Source organism: Yoonia sp. I 8.24 (assembly GCF_022096995.1).
Taxonomy (GTDB): Bacteria; Pseudomonadota; Alphaproteobacteria; order Rhodobacterales; family Rhodobacteraceae; genus Yoonia.
The window spans coordinates 14,796-33,192 of record NZ_JACXGQ010000014.1; the positions used below are offsets into that span (position 1 = coordinate 14,796).

Annotated in this window: 20 protein-coding genes and 1 pseudogene; 9 read left to right on the forward strand and 12 right to left on the reverse strand. The window is 54.8% G+C overall.

Features of this window, described 5'->3' with window-relative positions:
• The first annotated feature begins 23 nt into the window (after window positions 1–23).
• Entirely contained in the window at window positions 24–2,642 is a 2,619-nt protein-coding gene (locus Yoon_RS17650) for an OmpA family protein (protein ID WP_238114107.1), read from the forward strand.
• Between the two features lie 165 nt (window positions 2,643–2,807).
• On the opposite strand, the pseudogene Yoon_RS17655 reads toward Yoon_RS17650, so the two are convergent.
• Window positions 2,808–2,948 (reverse strand): annotated as a pseudogene (locus Yoon_RS17655) (transposase domain-containing protein); the annotation flags it as partial.
• Between the two features lie 411 nt (window positions 2,949–3,359).
• On the opposite strand from Yoon_RS17655, the gene Yoon_RS17660 reads away from it, so the two are divergent.
• From Yoon_RS17660 to Yoon_RS17670, 3 genes are all read left to right on the forward strand, one after another.
• Window positions 3,360–3,953, forward strand: a complete 594-nt coding sequence (locus Yoon_RS17660) for a hypothetical protein (protein WP_238114109.1) — start codon at window positions 3,360–3,362, stop codon at window positions 3,951–3,953.
• A gap of 234 nt (window positions 3,954–4,187) precedes the next feature.
• Window positions 4,188–4,760 carry a hypothetical protein gene (locus tag Yoon_RS17665; protein WP_238114110.1) on the forward strand — a complete coding sequence of 191 codons (573 nt, stop codon included), beginning with the start codon at window positions 4,188–4,190 and terminating at the stop codon, window positions 4,758–4,760.
• Between the two features lie 15 nt (window positions 4,761–4,775).
• Window positions 4,776–5,528 (forward strand): hypothetical protein, encoded by a 753-nt coding sequence (locus tag Yoon_RS17670; protein ID WP_238114112.1) that lies wholly within the window; start codon window positions 4,776–4,778, stop codon window positions 5,526–5,528.
• 311 nt (window positions 5,529–5,839) lie between these two features.
• Here Yoon_RS17670 and Yoon_RS17675 read toward each other — a convergent pair whose 3' ends face one another.
• The 10 genes from Yoon_RS17675 to Yoon_RS17720 all read right to left on the reverse strand — a co-directional run bounded on the left by Yoon_RS17675 (window position 5,840) and on the right by Yoon_RS17720 (window position 15,852).
• A complete protein-coding gene (locus Yoon_RS17675) occupies window positions 5,840–7,141 on the reverse strand; it encodes a hypothetical protein (RefSeq protein ID WP_238114114.1) in 1,302 nt (433 codons plus the stop codon).
• 310 nt (window positions 7,142–7,451) lie between these two features.
• Window positions 7,452–8,051 (reverse strand): metallophosphoesterase, encoded by a 600-nt coding sequence (locus tag Yoon_RS17680; protein ID WP_238114116.1) that lies wholly within the window; start codon window positions 8,049–8,051, stop codon window positions 7,452–7,454.
• The gene (locus Yoon_RS17685; RefSeq protein ID WP_238114118.1) at window positions 8,048–8,896 is read right to left on the reverse strand and encodes a DMT family transporter; all 849 of its coding nucleotides are present in this window, start codon (window positions 8,894–8,896) and stop codon (window positions 8,048–8,050) included. Before Yoon_RS17685 ends, Yoon_RS17680 begins: the two co-directional genes overlap by 4 nt.
• A 110-nt stretch (window positions 8,897–9,006) precedes the next feature.
• Complete coding sequence (locus tag Yoon_RS17690) at window positions 9,007–11,025, reverse strand: type IV secretory system conjugative DNA transfer family protein (RefSeq protein WP_238114165.1); 2,019 nt, start codon at window positions 11,023–11,025, stop codon at window positions 9,007–9,009.
• Between the two features lie 8 nt (window positions 11,026–11,033).
• Window positions 11,034–12,890: a relaxase/mobilization nuclease domain-containing protein gene (locus Yoon_RS17695; protein WP_238114120.1), complete on the reverse strand. Its 1,857-nt coding sequence runs from the start codon at window positions 12,888–12,890 to the stop codon at window positions 11,034–11,036.
• On the reverse strand, window positions 12,877–13,458 hold the full coding sequence (locus Yoon_RS17700; protein WP_238114122.1) for a helix-turn-helix domain-containing protein: 582 nt from the start codon (window positions 13,456–13,458) through the stop codon (window positions 12,877–12,879). Before Yoon_RS17700 ends, Yoon_RS17695 begins: the two co-directional genes overlap by 14 nt.
• A gap of 388 nt (window positions 13,459–13,846) precedes the next feature.
• Window positions 13,847–14,074: a hypothetical protein gene (locus Yoon_RS17705; protein WP_238114124.1), complete on the reverse strand. Its 228-nt coding sequence runs from the start codon at window positions 14,072–14,074 to the stop codon at window positions 13,847–13,849.
• Window positions 14,071–14,430, reverse strand: coding sequence for a DUF2958 domain-containing protein (locus tag Yoon_RS17710; protein ID WP_238114126.1), 360 nt, complete (start codon window positions 14,428–14,430; stop codon window positions 14,071–14,073). Before Yoon_RS17710 ends, Yoon_RS17705 begins: the two co-directional genes overlap by 4 nt.
• 68 nt (window positions 14,431–14,498) lie before the next feature.
• The gene (locus Yoon_RS17715) at window positions 14,499–14,699 is read right to left on the reverse strand and encodes a hypothetical protein (RefSeq protein ID WP_238114128.1); all 201 of its coding nucleotides are present in this window, start codon (window positions 14,697–14,699) and stop codon (window positions 14,499–14,501) included.
• 742 nt (window positions 14,700–15,441) lie between these two features.
• Entirely contained in the window at window positions 15,442–15,852 is a 411-nt protein-coding gene (locus Yoon_RS17720) for a helix-turn-helix domain-containing protein (RefSeq protein WP_238114130.1), read from the reverse strand.
• 42 nt (window positions 15,853–15,894) lie between these two features.
• On the opposite strand from Yoon_RS17720, the gene Yoon_RS17725 reads away from it, so the two are divergent.
• From Yoon_RS17725 to Yoon_RS17735, 3 genes are read left to right on the forward strand one after another with little or no spacing between them, the layout of a single operon-like run.
• Window positions 15,895–16,281, forward strand: a complete 387-nt coding sequence (locus Yoon_RS17725) for a hypothetical protein (protein WP_238114133.1) — start codon at window positions 15,895–15,897, stop codon at window positions 16,279–16,281.
• Window positions 16,278–16,487 (forward strand): mercury resistance system transport protein MerF, encoded by a 210-nt coding sequence (merF, locus tag Yoon_RS17730; RefSeq protein WP_238114135.1) that lies wholly within the window; start codon window positions 16,278–16,280, stop codon window positions 16,485–16,487. Before Yoon_RS17725 ends, merF begins: the two co-directional genes overlap by 4 nt.
• Window positions 16,463–16,684 (forward strand): GDCCVxC domain-containing (seleno)protein, encoded by a 222-nt coding sequence (locus tag Yoon_RS17735; RefSeq protein WP_238114137.1) that lies wholly within the window; start codon window positions 16,463–16,465, stop codon window positions 16,682–16,684. The genes merF and Yoon_RS17735 overlap by 25 nt, the downstream gene beginning before the upstream one ends.
• 17 nt (window positions 16,685–16,701) lie before the next feature.
• Here Yoon_RS17735 and Yoon_RS17740 read toward each other — a convergent pair whose 3' ends face one another.
• Window positions 16,702–17,118 carry a helix-turn-helix domain-containing protein gene (locus Yoon_RS17740; RefSeq protein ID WP_238114139.1) on the reverse strand — a complete coding sequence of 139 codons (417 nt, stop codon included), beginning with the start codon at window positions 17,116–17,118 and terminating at the stop codon, window positions 16,702–16,704.
• Window positions 17,119–17,192: 74 nt separating this feature from the next.
• Here Yoon_RS17740 and Yoon_RS17745 point away from each other — a divergent pair, with 74 nt between their 5' ends.
• Window positions 17,193–17,828 carry a cation transporter gene (locus Yoon_RS17745; protein WP_238114141.1) on the forward strand — a complete coding sequence of 212 codons (636 nt, stop codon included), beginning with the start codon at window positions 17,193–17,195 and terminating at the stop codon, window positions 17,826–17,828.
• A gap of 41 nt (window positions 17,829–17,869) precedes the next feature.
• The gene (locus Yoon_RS17750; protein ID WP_238114143.1) at window positions 17,870–18,376 is read left to right on the forward strand and encodes an isoprenylcysteine carboxylmethyltransferase family protein; all 507 of its coding nucleotides are present in this window, start codon (window positions 17,870–17,872) and stop codon (window positions 18,374–18,376) included.
• Window positions 18,377–18,397 lie beyond the last annotated feature (21 nt).

Sequence of the window (18,397 nt, forward strand, 5' to 3'; positions counted from 1 at the left end):
AGTAGTGCTGAGGTGCGAGTAACATGAAATCCAAAAATACACCAAAGTCCGCCGCCCGGACTTTAGGAACCCTTGCAGCGACGACTGCATTTGCGATGGCAGCACTGCCAGGATGGGCAGGAAACTTTGCCGTATCGTCTAGTGACGCAACGAGTGCCAGTGGCTCGGTCACGGACAATGGCCAAACCGGGACGTATACATTCACGCGCAACGCATCCACAGGCTATCAAGGCGTTGATTTTACAGCTAGTGGAAATGGCCTTCAGGCGCTTAACGAGAGCGACACCGGGACTGGCGGCGACACGTTTAACTTCACCTTCACTGTTGTGCCACCGGCAGGCTATGAGGCCGTGATTGTTGTTAGGCAATCGAACCCAAGTCAGAATACCGGCAACAGTGAAGCCGCTGACCGTACTCTCACCTGGTCAGGAGGGGGCAGCGCCACCGTTTTGAACGAAGGCACCGACACACGGGCAGACAGTGCTTTTACGATGACCGACTTTCCGGACCCTGACTACGGCGAAGCGATCGCGGATTGCGCGCCGCCAACCAATATGAACCAGATTCCCGGGTTAGCACCCACAGACACCATAACGTCGGGTACGTCATTCGCAACATATGCCATCGACAACAGCAGCGCAGAATGGGCCATCACCCTGCCGACCGGTGTGACCAGCGTCGACATCGACAATGTCACTCAAAACCAAGGTCAAGCGCCGGGCATCCCGTATAATTCGACGGATTGCCTTGCTGCAGACAACGGTGCCGAGTCTTTCGCCGAATGGATCGGTGTTGATGTCAGTTTTGTGGTCATTGAGAGCGCGATTGATGCGATCAACGATACGCCGTCCGCCGTAGACAGCACCGTTGGCGCGACGATCCCAAATGTCGTTGCCAATGATAGCTTTGACGGCGCGACAGGCCCCATTATCGATACCGATGTGACACTGGCAGGATCGGGGCTAGCGCAGGATGGGGTGACTACCCTTGGTCTTGATACAATACCTGATGCGGGCAGCATAACGCTGAACGACGCAAACGGTGAGGTCACGGTCGCTGCAGGGACAACACCCGGAGTTTATGTGTACACATATGAAATCTGCCAAAGTAGCGCGCTCACAAATTGTGACACAGCTACAGTCACAATCGCGGTTCTTGAATCGGGAACCTCGTTACTGGCCGAGATTGAAGAAGATCTGACTGACATTCTCGAAGAAGATCTTGCAAACACATTGGCGATGCAAAGCCGCCAAATCAGTGGATACTCGGCGGATGCGCGTGATCGTCTGGCGGGCCGGTCGAACGCTCAGTGTTTGGCTGCTCTGAATATTGCTTCCAAAGATATCCATTTCGCCACCGACAAGGCAATCATCCGGCCAGAAAGCCATCGTGTTCTTGACGAGGTGGGCCAGATTCTTGGCAGTTGCGCGGGCACTTCGTTCGAGATTGCAGGACACACTGACAGCGATGCTTCAGATGCCTACAATATCAACCTGAGCCAACGTCGCGTGAATGCTGTCCGTCGCGCACTTGCAGAACGCGGTGTCGACGTGACCGGATATGTTGCGCGCGGTTATGGTGAGAGCCAGCCAATCGCCTCTAATGCAACCGCAGCAGGAAAGGCCCAGAACCGCCGGGTCGAGTTCCGCCCACTTGAAAACGATGTGGCCCATCAGAACTTTGGTAACTGTGAAAGCACTTCCATTTTCAACCGCGAACTGGATGCTGATGCGAACCAAGATGGGACAAACATCGATGGGGCATTCCTGAGCGACAGACATAATTGCATTACCGACCGTCGCGAAATCTTTGAAGGATCGATTAGCTTCATGGATACTGATCAAGGACAAGATCAGACAGCACTGAACCTTTCCTATCGTCGGGAACAGTACCGTGGTCAAGACAGCGTTTTGGGCTTCTTTGTGGGCGCCTATGGTTCTCGCTCAGATGTGACTTCCGCGGCAACTGGCACGATCGATGGTCTTGGGTTGAATGCCGGTCTCTACGGCGCAAACCGTTTCCACGACGACCTGTTCTTGGATTACTATGCAGGAGCGGCAACAGGTCGTCACGACTTCGACCTTGCCTTTGAGCGCGCCATTGGCACGATCGAAGCTTCCGGTGACTACCTATACTTTGCCGGTTTCTTAGGTGCAGCAGTGTCTGGCAAGTATGAGTACGGCAACGCAACACTTACGCCTCGCGGCGGATTTGACTATGTATTCGCACCAAGCTCAGATGTAGACGTTCTGTCTGAATTGGGCGCGTTCTCTGAAGTCGACGCTTTGGAACTTGACGCAATCGCGGGTGGCCGGGTGTTCGCCGAGATCGACACGACGCACCCGATCAGTGACGGGTCTGCGAAACTTTCGGTCACCCCGCGCATTTCCTGCTATCAATCCTTGGGGAGCCTTGATGGTGTGTGTGGCTTCGGCGGTTCGATTGGCATCGCGAGCGTCGATGACGACCAAGATCAAAGCTACGCCTTCGAACTTGATGGGGAATTGGGGAATGACTTCTTCCTTGGAACAGCGAGCGCGAGCCTTAGCCAGAGAATGGGTCCAGGCCTGTTCTCTGGCGATGTTTCGATGAACACGCAGGAAAGAGTGAGCGTCGGGGCAACATACGGGATCGACTTCTGAATGCTGCATCAGCAATAACTGCAACTGCACAAATCCGGTTTGTCCCTGTGGTTCCAACTGATCGCCGGTGACCGCTTGGCAAAGACGCTCTGGTGCTGCGCAGATACAGCATGTTACGCGGCCTTAGAATGCTCGTCTGGTGCCGGCGCTCTGGCGGGGCTTCTGTTACGCTGCTTGAGCAGCGTAACGCCATGGGAGAAGTTCATCGATACGTGTGATCTTGTGGTCGGCGATTTGGTCGAGGACCCATGTGAGCCAGGCTTGCGGATCGACTTTGTTGAGCTTAGAAGTTTCGATGGGGGTGTAGGTCAGTATTTTTTCCAGGTGTCTTGGGGCATGTTGGCATTCTCAGCTGCATCACACTAAGGCGCAAGAGTTTGTCGCAAGACCCGACATTCGCCATTGCGCAGCAACTTGGCAAGTATGGGCTCTTCGATTGCCTTCGCCGCAGAAACCATGAATGACCGGATCGGGAAAAATCTCCGTTCGCTGCGCTGTGCTCGAACTGGAAAGTCGCGGACCTTCCCGACTTTCGCCGCGGCAGCGCCAATGTCAGCTTTGAAGTATGGCGCTCGGCGACAAAGGGTCCTGGCCTCGTCAAAGGACCGCGGGGTCGGCCACTCAGAAATTAGTAAAGACATTCCCGCCGAGCCAAGAACCTCAGTTTTGCCATAGTTTCCTTTTACTCAAAGGCGTTTCTCTCGAAGGCTTAGTGATTTGACTCAATCAAACGAATCCGTTGAAATCCTCGGTGAGGCCCGCGGGCTTTTGGCAGCGGTCACGTTGTGTTCATGCTCAGATCGCGCAGATGTCCTTTTGGGGTGGGTTGTTGACTTCCTTACGCCGCTTGCCGCTGCAGAAGATCCATCTGCTGTTTGGATGCTCGCAGATGCAAAAAGCCAATTTTCGGAGTCAGAAGTCGATCCCGACGTTGCTGAGAGAGAGCGGCTATCTGCATTAATGGAGGCGGCAATAAGTGGGGTCACCGAGGCACAATTTATTGCCTCGCTCCATTTCTTTGATTTGGGTGAAAAGGCACGGTCATTCGAACTATGCGCGCAAGCCGCCGAGGCTGGGCACGCCTACGCCATGTGGTGCCACGGGTTAGACCTGATTTCAGGCGTAGGCTGCGAACGAAATGAGCAAGCAGGCCTAAAATTCATCGAAAAGGCCGCAGCGCAGAAATTTGAAGGCGCTATCCGCTTCATGGCGGATGCCCTCGCCTTAGGCCAGCACGGCTTTGAAGTAGACAGCCCGAAAGCCGCAGAATGGCAAAGGCTGCTCAGTTCACCTGACCTCATTAGGTACTAGCAGAACATGTCGAAACGCGCGAAGACCAAACCACAAAAGGCCAAAATTGACGCAGATCATCCACTATATGGGGTGATCGAGAAGGCCTATTCTGTCTTCAAATGCCCCCCACCTGCGTCGGCGCATGTGACATGTTGTGAATTTTGCCTGCGACCCGAAAGGGAACGCGCGCTTCTGTGCGAGAATCAGCGCGACATCCCCTTTGATTGCCTGCATGACTGGTACTTCGCAAGCATGGCTCCTGATGTTCCTCAATCCCTTTGGCGCTTCCTCTTTCCGCGCATTCTGGAAGTACTGGCTGCAGGCGAGGACCTCGCTGGCATGTCGGGGATCGAAGTCACTTTCAGTTGCCGGTTTCAGGTTGGTGACCGATCCCGTTGGTCTGAAAAAGAATGGTCTGTTATCGAAGAGTTCCGGTTGGAGCTGCTGAACAACATCACGCTCGAAGATGGGTTTAACGGTTCGTTCGAGGATGCGATGCTCTTATTCGTGTTGGCCGGTTGGGAGGAACAGGTGCTGTTCGATCAACTGTGGCAGTGGGACACCGAAAAACTGGTCCAACACATGAACCAATATTGGTCGATCATCCGGCATGACGGCACGATCAAGCGCAGCCCTTGGATTTCAACTTTTTGGCCCGATAAGGAACTGGCGCGGTCATTCTTTTTATCGTCCCGTATGTATGACCGTTTGGTAGCTTATGGGACTGCAGAGGATACGCCCGCGCCGTTAGCCCAGCAGGCGCTTGAAGTTGCCGATATGATCTATTGGGAACTTGGCTGTGTTGAGGGCATTCAGACAGCATAGATACTGGAAAAACGCATGAAAAGTAGATCTGTAGAAGGTAGCAAACTTGATGTCAGCGCCCTTGGGGACGTGATCGAGCTTTCCATTGAGACAATACGAAAACCCGAACTTGAGAAGCTTCAAGGCCTTGATGAACTGCCATTGGAAATGCTCGCATTGCGCTGGCTCTCTGCTGCGGATTTGACGGTTGTACCTTTCCCCAAAAACCTCATTCGCTTCCGGATATGGCATTCGTCGAAGTTAAAAAGCTTGAAGGGATTAGAAACAGCGGAGAATTTGAAAGAGCTATACATCTGCGACAATGGAAGCCCGCTTGATATTTCGGCGCTGCATTCACTGACCAAGCTTGAACACCTGATCGTTGATGGCGGCTATGGGGACGGGAATGCGCTGATAGGTTTTGACGCATTGGAAGGTTTGCCGATCGAACAGCTGACCATGATAAACATAAAAGGCGCTGACTTAGACTTGGGGCCGGTCGCGCGCTTACCAAAGCTGAAAGAACTCGATCTTCCCACACGTCTATTCCCGGCAGAGGAAGTCGCCAAAGTCGCCGCTGCGAAACCTTGGTATTATGGGCAACTCAAAGACCTTCCCAAGGCCAAGTCTCATTTTGCTAATCCTTGCAAGAAATGCGGACAAATGCCCCATGAGCTTTTCTTGAAGGGCAAGAAGTTCCTTTGGTGCCTTGACTGTCAAGGCGCAAAAGTTGCCGACCACTTGGCTGACTTTGATGCCCTTGTGAGCAAGTGCTTGGGGCGAACCTGAAACGGTATCGTCTGGCGCCGCAGTATATCCCCGAAATGGACATCCCTGCGCGGTGCAGCATCCGTCAAAAATGGGCTCCTCGGTCGCCTTCGCCGCAGAAACCATGAATAGCCGGATCGGGAAAACTCACCGTTCGCTGCGTCGTGCCCGAACTAGAAAGACGCGGGACGAAGCGCGCTTTCGCTGCGGCTGCGCCAACGTCCGCTTCGGCGTAGCTGAGCCAGCATAAACAACCATTGTGGCTCGAGACAAAAAACCGAAGAGCCTAGCATATCCCGCAAGCGCAGCGAGAGACCCAATTTGTCGCTCACCTAAAAATTCGAAATCCGAAACACGCCGCTGGTCTTGTCTTCAAATTCGATGGTCACTGCCATCTCGCCGTAATTACTCAGCGCACATTCTGTATGACCCACCGAGTTGACAGATGCAACAATGCCGGTGCCGCGATGCCCCAAATCTATCTCGTCGCCAGGGCCAATGAGGCGCGCAGGTGCGGCTTCTGAATGTTGGATATAGAGGGCTTCGGCATAAATGTTGTTCTTGGGATCGTCTGGGTTCGGCCGAAATAGGGGCAATGTGAAAGCGACCGTACCTTGAGCATTGGCGCAAATGTCCCGAAATCCATTGGTAGACCACCCAGGTGGAAGCGCAACCTCTTCGGTCGACACAACGGGTATCGGTGTCTCCCCACTCCAACCATAAAGAACGTTGCCACGGTTTTCGGATCCGGACCAGGCTTCCAGGGCAAAATAGGCTGTTCCGTCGTCTGCCAAAATCGCATGTTCTATAAGACCAACAATCCGGCCGCGGACTGGGCCGGTATCGAAATGTTCGAAAATAAGCGTTCGGCTATCGCCATCAAGCAAGTAAATTCCAAATGCGATCTGGTCCGTATTATCGCTGACAACCGAAAGAACGGCTTGTTCTAAAGCGTTCACTCTCAATTGCGCTTTATACCACGTCAGTGTTTGACCGCTTTGTTCAAGGGTAAATGGCTGCGCCAGATCGACGACTTCAATGATGCCATCACTGGAGAGATGATAAAGCCCATCCTTGCAGGACGAAACACTGTCGGTGTGGCAATGGGCTTCGAACGTCAGGCTATGACCGGCACTGTCCATGTCGAACAGGGTTGCGGAGGCAATCGCTTTTTCGAGCGGATCACTGGACCGCGGGTTGAAAAGTGGCCCCAATAGCTCTGGAGCACCGACATACGTAGGAGTCGGCCCATCGTCCCAGCCGACCTTGAATATGAGTTCATCAAGGGAGCCGAGTTGGACATCGTCGCCGACCCAATCGCTAAGCTGTCCACGATGCCGCAGGTCCGCGGCCTCATGATCAAATATTTTGAGGGCTTGGTTCTCACGCGCCAGATAGATGCCGTCCTCGACACTCCGAGACAACAACCCTATTCTTTCAACAATTCCGCGAAAGGCAATCGCCCCGCTGTCACCGATGACCGGTTCGTTCAGAAAGTCGACCGTCGCATCTTCGTTGCCCGGTGCCGGGTCACCGGTGAGCAATATCGGTGTAATCACAGGTTCGGCGTAGAGCATCGGTGGTAGTAAAGGCCACAATACTGACACCGCGGTCTTCAAAATGGTCTTCATCATATGCGGTTAAATTCCAATTTGGTCCTTTTTGATACCATATGCCCAAGCAAGCCACTCAAAAACTGACTTTGTTTGGTTGATCTGCTTGCCTTGAGTAAACCCAAATGTTGGCAGGTTTTTGGCAATCCATGAAAATAGGACGTTCATGCGATGTGCAGCATCGGTGACTCTGGGTTCTTCGGTAGCCTTCGCCGCAGAAACCACTAATGGCCGGATCGGGAAAAATCACCGTTCGCCGCGTCGTGCCCGGACTGGAAAGACGCGGACTTTGCTGCCGTCGGGCCTTCGCATATGAATGGCCGCTTCCTTGTCAGACTTCAAACCAATTCTCAGTTGGGCCAAGGTTGTGAACATGCGTGGCACCCTGATGTCCACTCATTCCCCAAGCATGGTGGATATGCCCACAGAGAACTAACTTTGGAGCCTTCACCCTAAACATATCAAGTATTGCAGTGCTCCCTTCGTGAGCCCCATTCTTCTGGAGATCAGCGATACCGAATGGAGGCGTGTGAGTGACAACGAGGGCGTTCACAGGACAGGCGCGCAGCAACTCGCCGGCGTGCTCCTCGGTTTCCGAGGCATTCCAGTCGAAGCTGTTGCGGGACGGGATTTCTCCGCCCAACCCGAAAAACGTCTCTCCACCGATTACAAGTTTTGTACCGTGAAGGTAGTGCAGCGCCTCGGAACGCGCGCACAAACTCTCGATCTCGCTCGGCACATCATGGTTTCCATGAACCACAATGACAGGGACGGCGCTTTCAGCAAGCACCTCCAGAGTGTCTTCGGCCCCGATCCCTCTGGTCGCGAAATCTCCAGCAACCACGATCACATCAGCGCTAGCACCGGCGCTCAGCAGTTGTCTTGTTACCGCAACATCTCGGTGAAGGTCAGAACAGGCAAAAATCTTCATGCTCTTGCGTAACGCAGCAGGATCGCGCCCAAGAGCGTGGTCATTGTCGAGACAACCTTCAATAGGCTGAGGCGCTCCTTCAGGAAGAACACGCCAATCAGAAGGGCAAAGACAATACTCGTCTCGCGTAATGCAGTGACGAGTGCGATCGGCGCTTGGGTAAAGGCCCAGGTGACAAGCGCGTAGGCAACGAAAGATGCGCTGCCACCAACAAAAAGTATGGGTAACCCGCGTCGCGGAAGAGCGGTCAAGGTTTGTGGTGATCGCATCGCCAGATAAGCGATCATCAAAAGCCCGTTGCCGATGGCAAGCCAACAATAGAACCCCAGTGAAGTCCCCGCCACGCGTGCGCCCAGACCATCTACGAGAGAGTATGACGCAATGAACACGCCCGTGATGAGGGCGACCGTGGCGGCGCTTCGGTTCTGCATACCGTCACTTTGCCGGACGAGTGCGAGGCTGATAATACCGACACCAATAATCAGGATCGCCAGAAGTTCTATGCTGTTCAGGTGAACGCCAAGGAAAATGACCGAAACGAGGGCAACGATCAATGGCGCGGAGCCTCGGGCAATTGGATAGACTAGTGTCAGGTCGCCCATTTGGTAGGATTTCAGGAGGAAGAGCTGGTATCCGAAATGAAGCAACATCCCGCCAAACAAGTAGGGTAGGCTCTCGATTGCAGGCAGTGGAACAAACGGCAATGCTGCCAAAGCAATTGGCATGTGACCAACAACCACAGCACCCATACTCAGGGTCTTGTCGGTTCCACCTTTCACCAGCGCATTCCAGGCTGCATGAAGCACAGCGGCACCAATCACCGCCAGAAAAACAATACCGCTCACAACAGTTCCCTTTCACAGACTTTTCGCGAAACCGGACCTTAGTCGCATCGCAGAATTTTGGAAAGAAGGGCTCATTCGGGACCTTAGCTGCGACCAGCCCCAATGACTGCCTAGCCAACACTGACGTTTTCGCTTGCCGTGTTGGCGCCTTCCGCCATCTTAGTGACCTCGCCTTCTAACTGCTCGAGATCGCTTAGAGCGAGTTCAACCTGACTGACGTCCTCTGCGGACGGACTTTCGAGCACCAAGTGCACCTGTGCGTCGAAATCCATTTCAAATTGCCGCTGATCGTCTGCAATCACCGCTGCGCGCACTTGGGGTACGTCCCGTCGTCGTTTTTTCGTTGTCGTAGCTGGTCTGCGGCTCCATGACGGGGCCTCGCCAGCTTTTGCCTCAGACGTAACTTGAGACCCTGTCGTGTCTGACGCTGCCGCTGCTCCTTTGCGGTTTTGAGCATCGCCACTCGGTCTGTCCTCTGCGCCAACGGGAAAAGGCATCTCCCCCCTCTGCGCCGCATGAATGCGCTTGAAGGAGGGATCATCAAAGTACTGTATTCGCTTGGCCCGCACCGGCATCTGCGCATCTACAACCACGACGATCTCATCAAGCGGCAACCGGCGCGCTTCGTCCTCTGGCAACAACGATGTCTCCTCCGTCCTTGTCGACTGGCTCCTGCCCTCAAATGGGTTCTTACCAATGGATCTTGATTTGGTGACCACGGTCTTCGTCGTCTTCCCGACCGCCTTGCTCAATTCTTCGACCGTCTTTTCATCTGAGGGCGTGAGATAAAGCTTCACGCCCGCGTTGCCCTGCAGTGCCCGCCGGGTGTTCTCACCGTATATTTCATCGATGGCAGGGATGGTCTGGGTGACCACAGCGAGATGCCCGCGATAGTGACGCAAAACTTCGATGCTTTCCGCGACGATCGGCATTTTTCCCAACCGGTTAAACTCATCGAGCATGATCATCACCGGCCATGGTTCATCCGAACCCGGCTCTTTGTCTTGCAAGGCAGACAGCAGGTCAGAAAACAGCAGCCGGATGAGTGGTGCGAGTGGTTTTACCATCAGGGGCTGGACGACCAGATAGACGCTGAACGGCTTCTTGCGAATCGTGCGGAAATCAAAATCTGACACGGCCGTGGCCTCATCAATCGCTGGATTCTGCCATTGATCCAAACCTGACGTCATCAACAGAGACACATAGGACGTCAGCGTATCGTTGTTCGTGGAAGCCAGCCGCGTGAATATCAACTTCGCCGCCTTGTTCTCGACCTCGTGAGACCGCGCCAAATATTCCTTCTGCTTGTTCCCGCCTGAAGCCGCGATGCGATAGATTTCTCCTAAGGTCGGCTTCTTGCGCTGAAACGCCAACAGTCCTGCGGCGACAAACAAATCAATCCCGCCCTTCAGCAGGCCTTGGACACGATCATTGTCGTTCTGCAGAAACAGCGTTGCCAACAGCTGCAACTCCATCTGCTGGCGCGCTGGATCCTTCAGATCATTGATGCGCAGAAGCGGATTGTAGCGATGCGTCCGCTTGCCCAGCCAATCCGTCGGTGCAAACCGGAAGACCTCGTCTCCCTGAGCGGCCCTATGGCGCGCTGTCGCCTCATAGCATTCTCCCTTCACATCCAAGGTCACAGCTGAGCCCTGCCACGTCAGCAGGTTCGGAATGACAAATCCGGTCGTCTTACCCCGTCCCGTCGGAGCCACGATCAGAGCATGGGGGAAAGTCGTTGAGCAGAGAAACGGTGCCTTGGACTTTGGCTTTCCAAGTTTGCCGATCACAAAGCCGGTTCCCGGTTTGCCGAAGAACCCGTTCCGCTTCATCTCGCGGCGTGTCTGCCAATGCGTATAGCCAAAGCGGGTGAGCGCCGAACCGGACATCGCAAGGCTCATCAAAAGGCCGGCCACCCCTGCCCCGCCCATGATCAGGTTGATCAGTTGGAAATCATCCGGCCGGAACGCCCGCAGCGCCAGATAGTTCTTGGCGATGTAGAAAAAATCGATCTCAGCCCCGAACCCCATATCCCGGAACGTCAACACCGCTGATGCCATCACATAGCCGATGGCGATCGCGACCAGCGTGACCAAGACCACCCCGATCGCGAGCCGAGTTTTGCCTATGGTTCCCATCAGTGTGTCTGGCCGCGGTCGGTTTCACCATCGACAAGATCGGCGCGGTCGCGCTCGTACTCTCTGTCCGCGATTTCTTCGACCACCGTTCGCGCTGCTTCGCTGTTTGCCGTCGCTGCGTCTGATTGCAGATAGGCTTTCGCCGCGTAGAGCCGATCAAGGCGATCCTCAATCTGAGCTTTGAAGACATCCGCATCGCCGTCTCGCAATTCAGCCACCTGCGTGTCATCCAACTCCCGCTCAACCGAGTCACGGTAGTTCTGGCGTGCGTCGTCATCGGCGAAGGGCGATGACAGATTGCCATCCCTCTCGTGTGCAATGACACGCTGCAGTTCTTCATTGGTATTGGGTTCGGCTGCGATCTCCCGCCCGACCTCTCGTGCCGTGACGCTGTTGCGATCAAACAAATCGTCGCGGAACTCTTCAATCACACCGTCTTCGCGCAACACCTGCTCGCGCTCCAGAGTGATCCCCAACTGAACATGGACGCGATTGAGGGTTTCTCTGGCCTGCTCAAGATCCGCACGGCGTTCCAAATTGAGCCCATCCGTTTCAGCAACCCGCGCCAGATCATCCGCGATCCACTGGCGCTCAAGTGCTGCGTTTTGTGCTCCAGCTTCCATACGGGCCACAACAACGCCCGTACTGATCCCAGTGCCGCGCAGAGCTGTATCAACCTGTGCCCGCACGTCTGGGTCGTGCAGTCGATCCAACTGCTCGCGTTCAATGTTGTCCTCAGAATAGACCCCGCCATCTGACGGTCGCTCTGTCAGTGTCACAGACCGCAGCCCCAGCGGCTGCATATGCGCAAGACGCGCCTGGATCTCGTTGAGGCTCTTCTCCAACTTAGGGCGCTGAACCTCTGACGTCTCCGCGATCATGCCTTGGATCCGCGCAACCTGATCCGCATAGCGGGTCTTCAGGTCATCAAAGCTTTGCTCTTCGGCCATGTAGATGTCTCCCTCCAAGTTGAGCCGCCCGCCCTGCGCCAACACTTCGCCGGCGCGGAACAATGCGTCGGCAATATCGTCCCGGTTCTTGCGCGACGCCTCTGCCGCCAGCGACTGGTATATTTCTCGGGTGTTTGCGATCTCGGCCAAGGCACGCTGCAAGTCCGCGCCGACGCGCTCTCGTTGCTCCGCCTCGCGCCCCTGGTTCTTGGCGGCATAGACCTTTCGCGTCCTCGGCGGATAGTGCACCACGCCGCGATCGATGCGACGGGTGGCCTCAAGGCGGACACCGTATTTCTCGGCCTCCTCGACCATCGCCAGCCGGAAGTCGTCATAGTTGAAACGATGGTTGCGCGCCAAATAGAAGAACTCCCCCTCCTGCGACCGGCGGTTCAGCACGATATGCGCGTGAGGGTGATCGCGGTCTTCGTGGACGGCGATGATGTAGTCAAAGTGCCCGTCGTCATTCTGAAAAAACCGTTCAGCAACATCTGAGGCGATGTCGCGTACATCCTCTCCATCCGTCCCAATCGGAAACGACATGAGCATATGTGTGGTCTGTCCGAGCTTGGGTTTGAACCCCGCGCTCCATCGCTTGGCAAAGCGCTCTGTCAGGTCTTTGATCTCGCGATTATCGAGCTTGGATTTGCCATCCAGGAACCCACTACTGTCCACAATATGGGTAGACTTGGTGGTAAGATATCCAAGCTGGTTCGACAGCTCTGATTTGGAGTTTGTGCCTCCACCTCGGATGGCTTTGAACACTGCCGCCCGGTGCCCGGCTGCAGCCCGAACAAGCTGCCGCTGCTTGGAGACGTGCAGCCCTTGCATCGAGCCCCGGATGCGGCTCCAGCCATCCTGAAACACTGCGCCTGTTACGGCGTCAACCGCATCATTCAGCCGCATGCGCAAACTCCCTCAAGGCGGCGGTAGCCTCAAGCTGCATCGCGTCTCGACGACGACGCACGAGCAGGTCGATCTCATCGGCACTGTCGAGAATGAAGCGTGCCAGCCCGCGCATCTGCGCGAGGCGAATGTCGGAGAACTCTGCACTGGCCCCCTGCCCCAAGCGGTTAGCTTTGGTCATCTGCTTGGCGATTTGGGCGACCCCATTGCCCACCTCGCTCAGAGACGCCCTGTAGCGCGCCATCTCAGCAGCAAGCAGGGCGTCAGGCACAAAGACCCCTCCAGCGGCCTGTATGAGCCTTCTCAGCCCCTCTGAGCGTGTTCCTATGCCTGCGGTAACTAAGACCCTATCAAACGCTGCAAGTTCGCCCTGCGTGACTTTGACACTCACGGCAGCAGTTGGAATAGCCGTATCCGTTTGTCGCTCAGCATCACTCTTCAGTGTATATTGGATGGTTCGGGGGGTGACGCCAAAGCGCCTGGAAAGCTCAGTCGATGAGACGCCCTCCGCGGCTTCGCGAACGATTTCCATGCGTTGCGCACTGGTGAGACGTTTTGAGCGAGACATGCGAAGAAAGACCCCCTATTTCCTGCCACCTTCATACAAGGCTGCTCCCACCATACGAAACTATACACAATAGTCAATAATATACTTACGGAGAATTGATGCGCAGGCAGCCTTGTATTCCTTTCACGGCCCAAGCACCGCTGGTGCGAGGTCGCGCCCGAAAGGGCGCTCTGGAAGCCTCTAGTAGCGGACATCATTTAATATTCGCGAGGTGACCAATCATGGCCTCGCAGGGCCAATCTAACTTGGACCGCAGCCCCGAGCGGACACTTTGAGAGGCCGCCCAAGTTCGTCAAAGAAACCTGTGACAGCACCATTACCTCGATCGCAAACACCGACATATAGAAGCAACCGCCATGTCTGGCGGCTGCTTAGATTTCAGGTAAATTCAGGCAGCGTCGCCATCATGATCAGTAAGAGACATTGCCTCTGTGACGCTGACGAACAGTGGAGTGATTAAGTACTCACCACCTGGCGCATTTGGCGGTGTGACAGCAACGATGGCGGAGACAGGTTCACAATCTAGAAAGCACGAGAACAAAGCAAAGTTATCATGGTCTCCTGATGTCAGCGCCTCGAATGCGCTGACATGTTCAGGGCGGATATTTGTACTCATGCCAGGATTCCTCCGGCATCGCGGGCACGTTCAGCGTATACGCTGAGAGGGGCATCTGCTTGGAAGTGCAAGTCGCGCTCGATCGGCAAGCCAAGGCGACCTCGATGGGCCAGAAGCACGCTGATCCGAACAGAGCCAAGTTCGGGAAAACCAAGGCCCAGATCACAAAGACCAAACGCGATATCTGGATCATCAGGTTCGGTCTCAGAGAGGAGCCAGGTTGCACCTCCGTCGGGTGTGAAGAGTTTGACCACTGGCGGGTGGTCGATGGTGTCTTCGCCAGCTTGGATGCGGGCGAAATTTGCTTGGCCATTGGCGGCAAGTTGATCGAGAATTTTCTGTGGCAAGAGGTTCATAAGACTGTCCTTCAGGAATTTGGTTGTGAAGTTCGAGAGGGCCACCTGCCCTCCCGTGAGGTGGGCGTTCACTCGACGACCGGTGCATCGTCGGGGTCCGCCTTCGGCTCGAAGAGGACCAATTCGCCGTTGATCGGATTTGCGAAGAGCTGGATGGTCATGAAGGTTTTGGCTCCTTCGTTTTGAGGGAAGGCGACGCCAACTTTGTGAAAGCGCGTCTTGCCGTCTTTGCCGGTGTCCGGGGTTGTGACTGTGTAATATTTGGTCATGTCGGGTTCCTTTCATTTTCGATGCAAACGAGAAACCGGGACCGGTCGGACTGGCTGTCACGCAGAACTTTGCTCCGCGCGGAATGGACGCGCAGCGGACAGGGGAAAGTTCTGCTTGAAGAGAGCCTGCGACCGACAGACAGGTCAGGTCACGGAGATTGCATCAGGAAGAAAACGAGAGGTAGCCGACTGAGCAATTCATGGCTACGACACCACCCGATTGGCAAGATGGCTTGGGCGTGGTTCAAAACGGCGATCATTCATCCACGAGTTGTGGCTGTCAGGAATGACACCCCTACATGCTATCTGACTTTTTGGTGGATGTTCGAGCCCCGACCCGCCAGCGCGCGCCGATTTGTATAGGACCAGACCTCCAGTCGACAGAATGGCCGGGCCGGAACTAAATCCGACGAAGACTGCAGACCCCAAGCAGCCAGTGACCCGGCAAATGGAAACATCAATGTCACTGGCGCAAACTACCAGTGGACTGTTCCGGTAGGTTGCTGGGTACTTCGTGAGAGGAAGCAGCCGTTCATACAAAGTGCCGCGAACGGCAGGAGAGAGCCCAACCCAGCCATTGTTATTTCATGCTGCGCGCGCTCGCAGCGAGAAAAATGCGGTACAATCGAATACTCAGTGTCGTCGCTAGGCGCAAGTAAACAGCCATTCTTGCAGGACGCAGCAATTTCATGCCTTGATTTTCAGGTTTGGGGCCGAGCGGACTTCTGCAAGACCCGCTTTGCTAAGGTGCGCCCAAACCGAAGCCATCCTTCATCAAAGCGTCCAACATGGGACATGCTGCAGTGCCGTCATCGCAGTTCTTGGATAGGCTCAAGAGCGCTTCTCGGAGGCGCATAAGGTTCTCAATCTTTGCGTTAATCTCGTCCAAATGGTTCTCGGCCATGGTTTTAACTTCACCACATGATCGGTCATTCTGATCAGTTAGCGATAGAAAGGTCTGTATGATCGCGATCGGAAAACCCAAATCTCGGCACCGCCGCACGAACCTGAGTTTGGCAATTTCGTCGTTTGAATACAGCCTGCGCCCTCCAGCGGAGCGACCAGGCTTCGGAACAATCCCCTCACGCTCATAGTACCGGATCGTTTCGACGTTCACGCCGCTTTGTTCCGACGCTTTGCCGATGGTAAACATTTCGCTTGCTCCTGTAGTGGCTACAGGAAGTAGAAAAGCAAAATGGACTTGAATGCAAATCAACAAGCGGTGGCAGAATCCGGCAGTGCCGCCGGGCTTGTGATGCCCTTCGCGGCACTTTTGGCGCTGTTGTCGGCGTCGTGTTGTGTTTTGCCTATCGGCCTTTCGATATTGGGTCTCGGCGGTACATGGCTCACCATGCTTGGGCCATTCATCGCTTACCGTGGGTTCATTCTTGTCGGTGTCGCGATTGCTCTCGTTTGGGCTTGGTATCGGGTGCTTTGGCGCAGGCCATGTGGAGTGCGTCGGCGGTCCGCAATTATCTGGACCTCATTCGCAACCATCGCCTTTTTGATCGCGCTGTCTTCGCCGCTCTGGGAGGCGTCAGCGCAGCGTTTTATGTGGGATTTGTGGAGATCGACACGATGAAAAACAAACTACTGGCGCTCGGGGTGGGCGGCACGATCTTGGCCGCGCTCTGTTGCTTTACGCCGTTGCTGCCGGTCGTGCTGACCGCGCTTGGTCTGACAGGCCTACTTGGCGTCATCTACAACGACGCTGTTTTGCTGCCAATATTGGCAGGATTTCTCATACTGACGGGGTACGCGCTATGGCGACAGAAGCAGCAAAAGTAGTCTTGGAGTCGAAGCTCACGTGTCCATCTTGCGGACACGTTGAAACCGAGACGATGCCGACTGATGCATGCCAATGGTTCTATGAATGCAAGTCATGTCAGACCGTCTTGAAGCCGCTTGAGGGGGACTGCTGCGTTTATTGTTCCTACGCGACCGTAGCATGCCCACCCATCCAAGAAGGCAAGTCCTGCTGCTAAGAGCGTTTGCCGCCAAATCAATGTTCTCGGTGACAAAGATTATGATCAGCCAGTGACGCCAGCACATAACAATCCTCAGATACGCCATCACCTTCACATCCCTTGGACATTCGAACGAGTTCTTTCTCCAAAGCGCGCAACTTTTTTATTTTGGCACGCACATCCGTGAGCTGCGATTTCGCAATCTCCGTAGCACCTTGGCAAGAACGATCCGGGTGTTCCTGGAGTTCGATGAGGGACAGAATAGCTTCTATCGAGAAGCCCAGATCACGTGCGTGGCGAATGAAGCTCAACCGCTCCAATCCGGTTTTGTCATACCGTCTTTGGTTACCACTTGTGCGCTCGGCCTCTGCAAGAAGTCCCATTTCCTCGTAGTAGCGAATAGTTGGAACCTTGACCTTTGTGCGCTTTGAAAGCTCGCCGATAGAAAACATGAAAATACCTCTTGAACCTCTAGTCACTAGAGGCATTACACTATCATCAACATTGGATGAAAGAGGATTCCGCCATGGCAGGTTGCTGCGGACATGACGCCAAGTTTGATGGCGTATCAGACGATTATAAGCGACGGCTCTGGCTCGTCATTGCACTAAACGCGACGATGTTTGCGGTTGAAATGACTGCGGGGCACTTGGCGAAGTCGCAGGCGTTGCAAGCCGATGCTCTCGATTTCGCGGGTGATGCAATGACTTATGGCATCTCACTCGCAGTTATCGGGGCGTCACTTCGCGCCCGCACCAATGCCGCGCTGTTCAAAGGTTTCAGCCTCTTGCTGATGGGGCTGTGGGTCTTCGGATCGACTGTCTACCGCGTCTTCTATGTCGGAGTTCCAACAGCCGAGATCATGGGCGCTGTTGGTTTTCTTGCGTTGCTCACCAATCTTGCCAGTGTGTTCTTGTTGGTGCGCTACAAGGACGGAGACGCCAACGTGCGTTCAGTTTGGCTATGCTCGCGCAATGACGCCATCGGCAACGTTGTCGTCATGTTTGCGGCGTTGGGCGTCTGGGGTACTGCAACCGGCTGGCCTGATTTAATCGTCGCAACAATCATGGCTGGTCTGTTCCTGTCGTCCGCTTTCCAAATCGTGCGGCAAGCCCTCGCGGAGCGGCGGGAAATGATCGATCACGAACATGCTGAGGCATGATGCATAATCTGCTGATTTTTCTGGGTCTAGGGGTTGCCATAATGACCCTAGCAGCGATCCTCTGGTCAATTGCCTTTCCTGCCCGGCGGATATGGCCACCCAAGCGCTATACGGCACTTACTCCGTTTCTTGTCTGGGTGCCGACATTCACGCTGTTTGGGGTTCTCTTTCTGCTTGGGGTTTGGGGCTGGGGTGATTTGTCCATTCCAAGTTGGGTGCGGTTTGGCGTAGGCCTGCCTCTCATCCTGCTAGGCAACATTGTGGTATGGATGGAAGTCTCACACTTTGGGGTGCCGCAGACAGGTGGAGCCAAAGGCACCTTGCGCACAGAAGGTATGTACCGCTTTTCTCGGAACCCGCAATATTTGGCCGATATTGCCATCGTCAGCGGTTGGATGATCTTGTCAGCAGCACCTTCGGCGATGATCGTTGGCTTTCCGGCAATCGTAGTGCTCATTGCCGCCCCGTTTTCCGAGGAGCCTTGGCTGAAAGATCAATACGGCTTAGCGTATGAGAGCTATGCCCACAATGTGAGACGTTTCTTCTAAGACATCACTAAGGTCAGTATC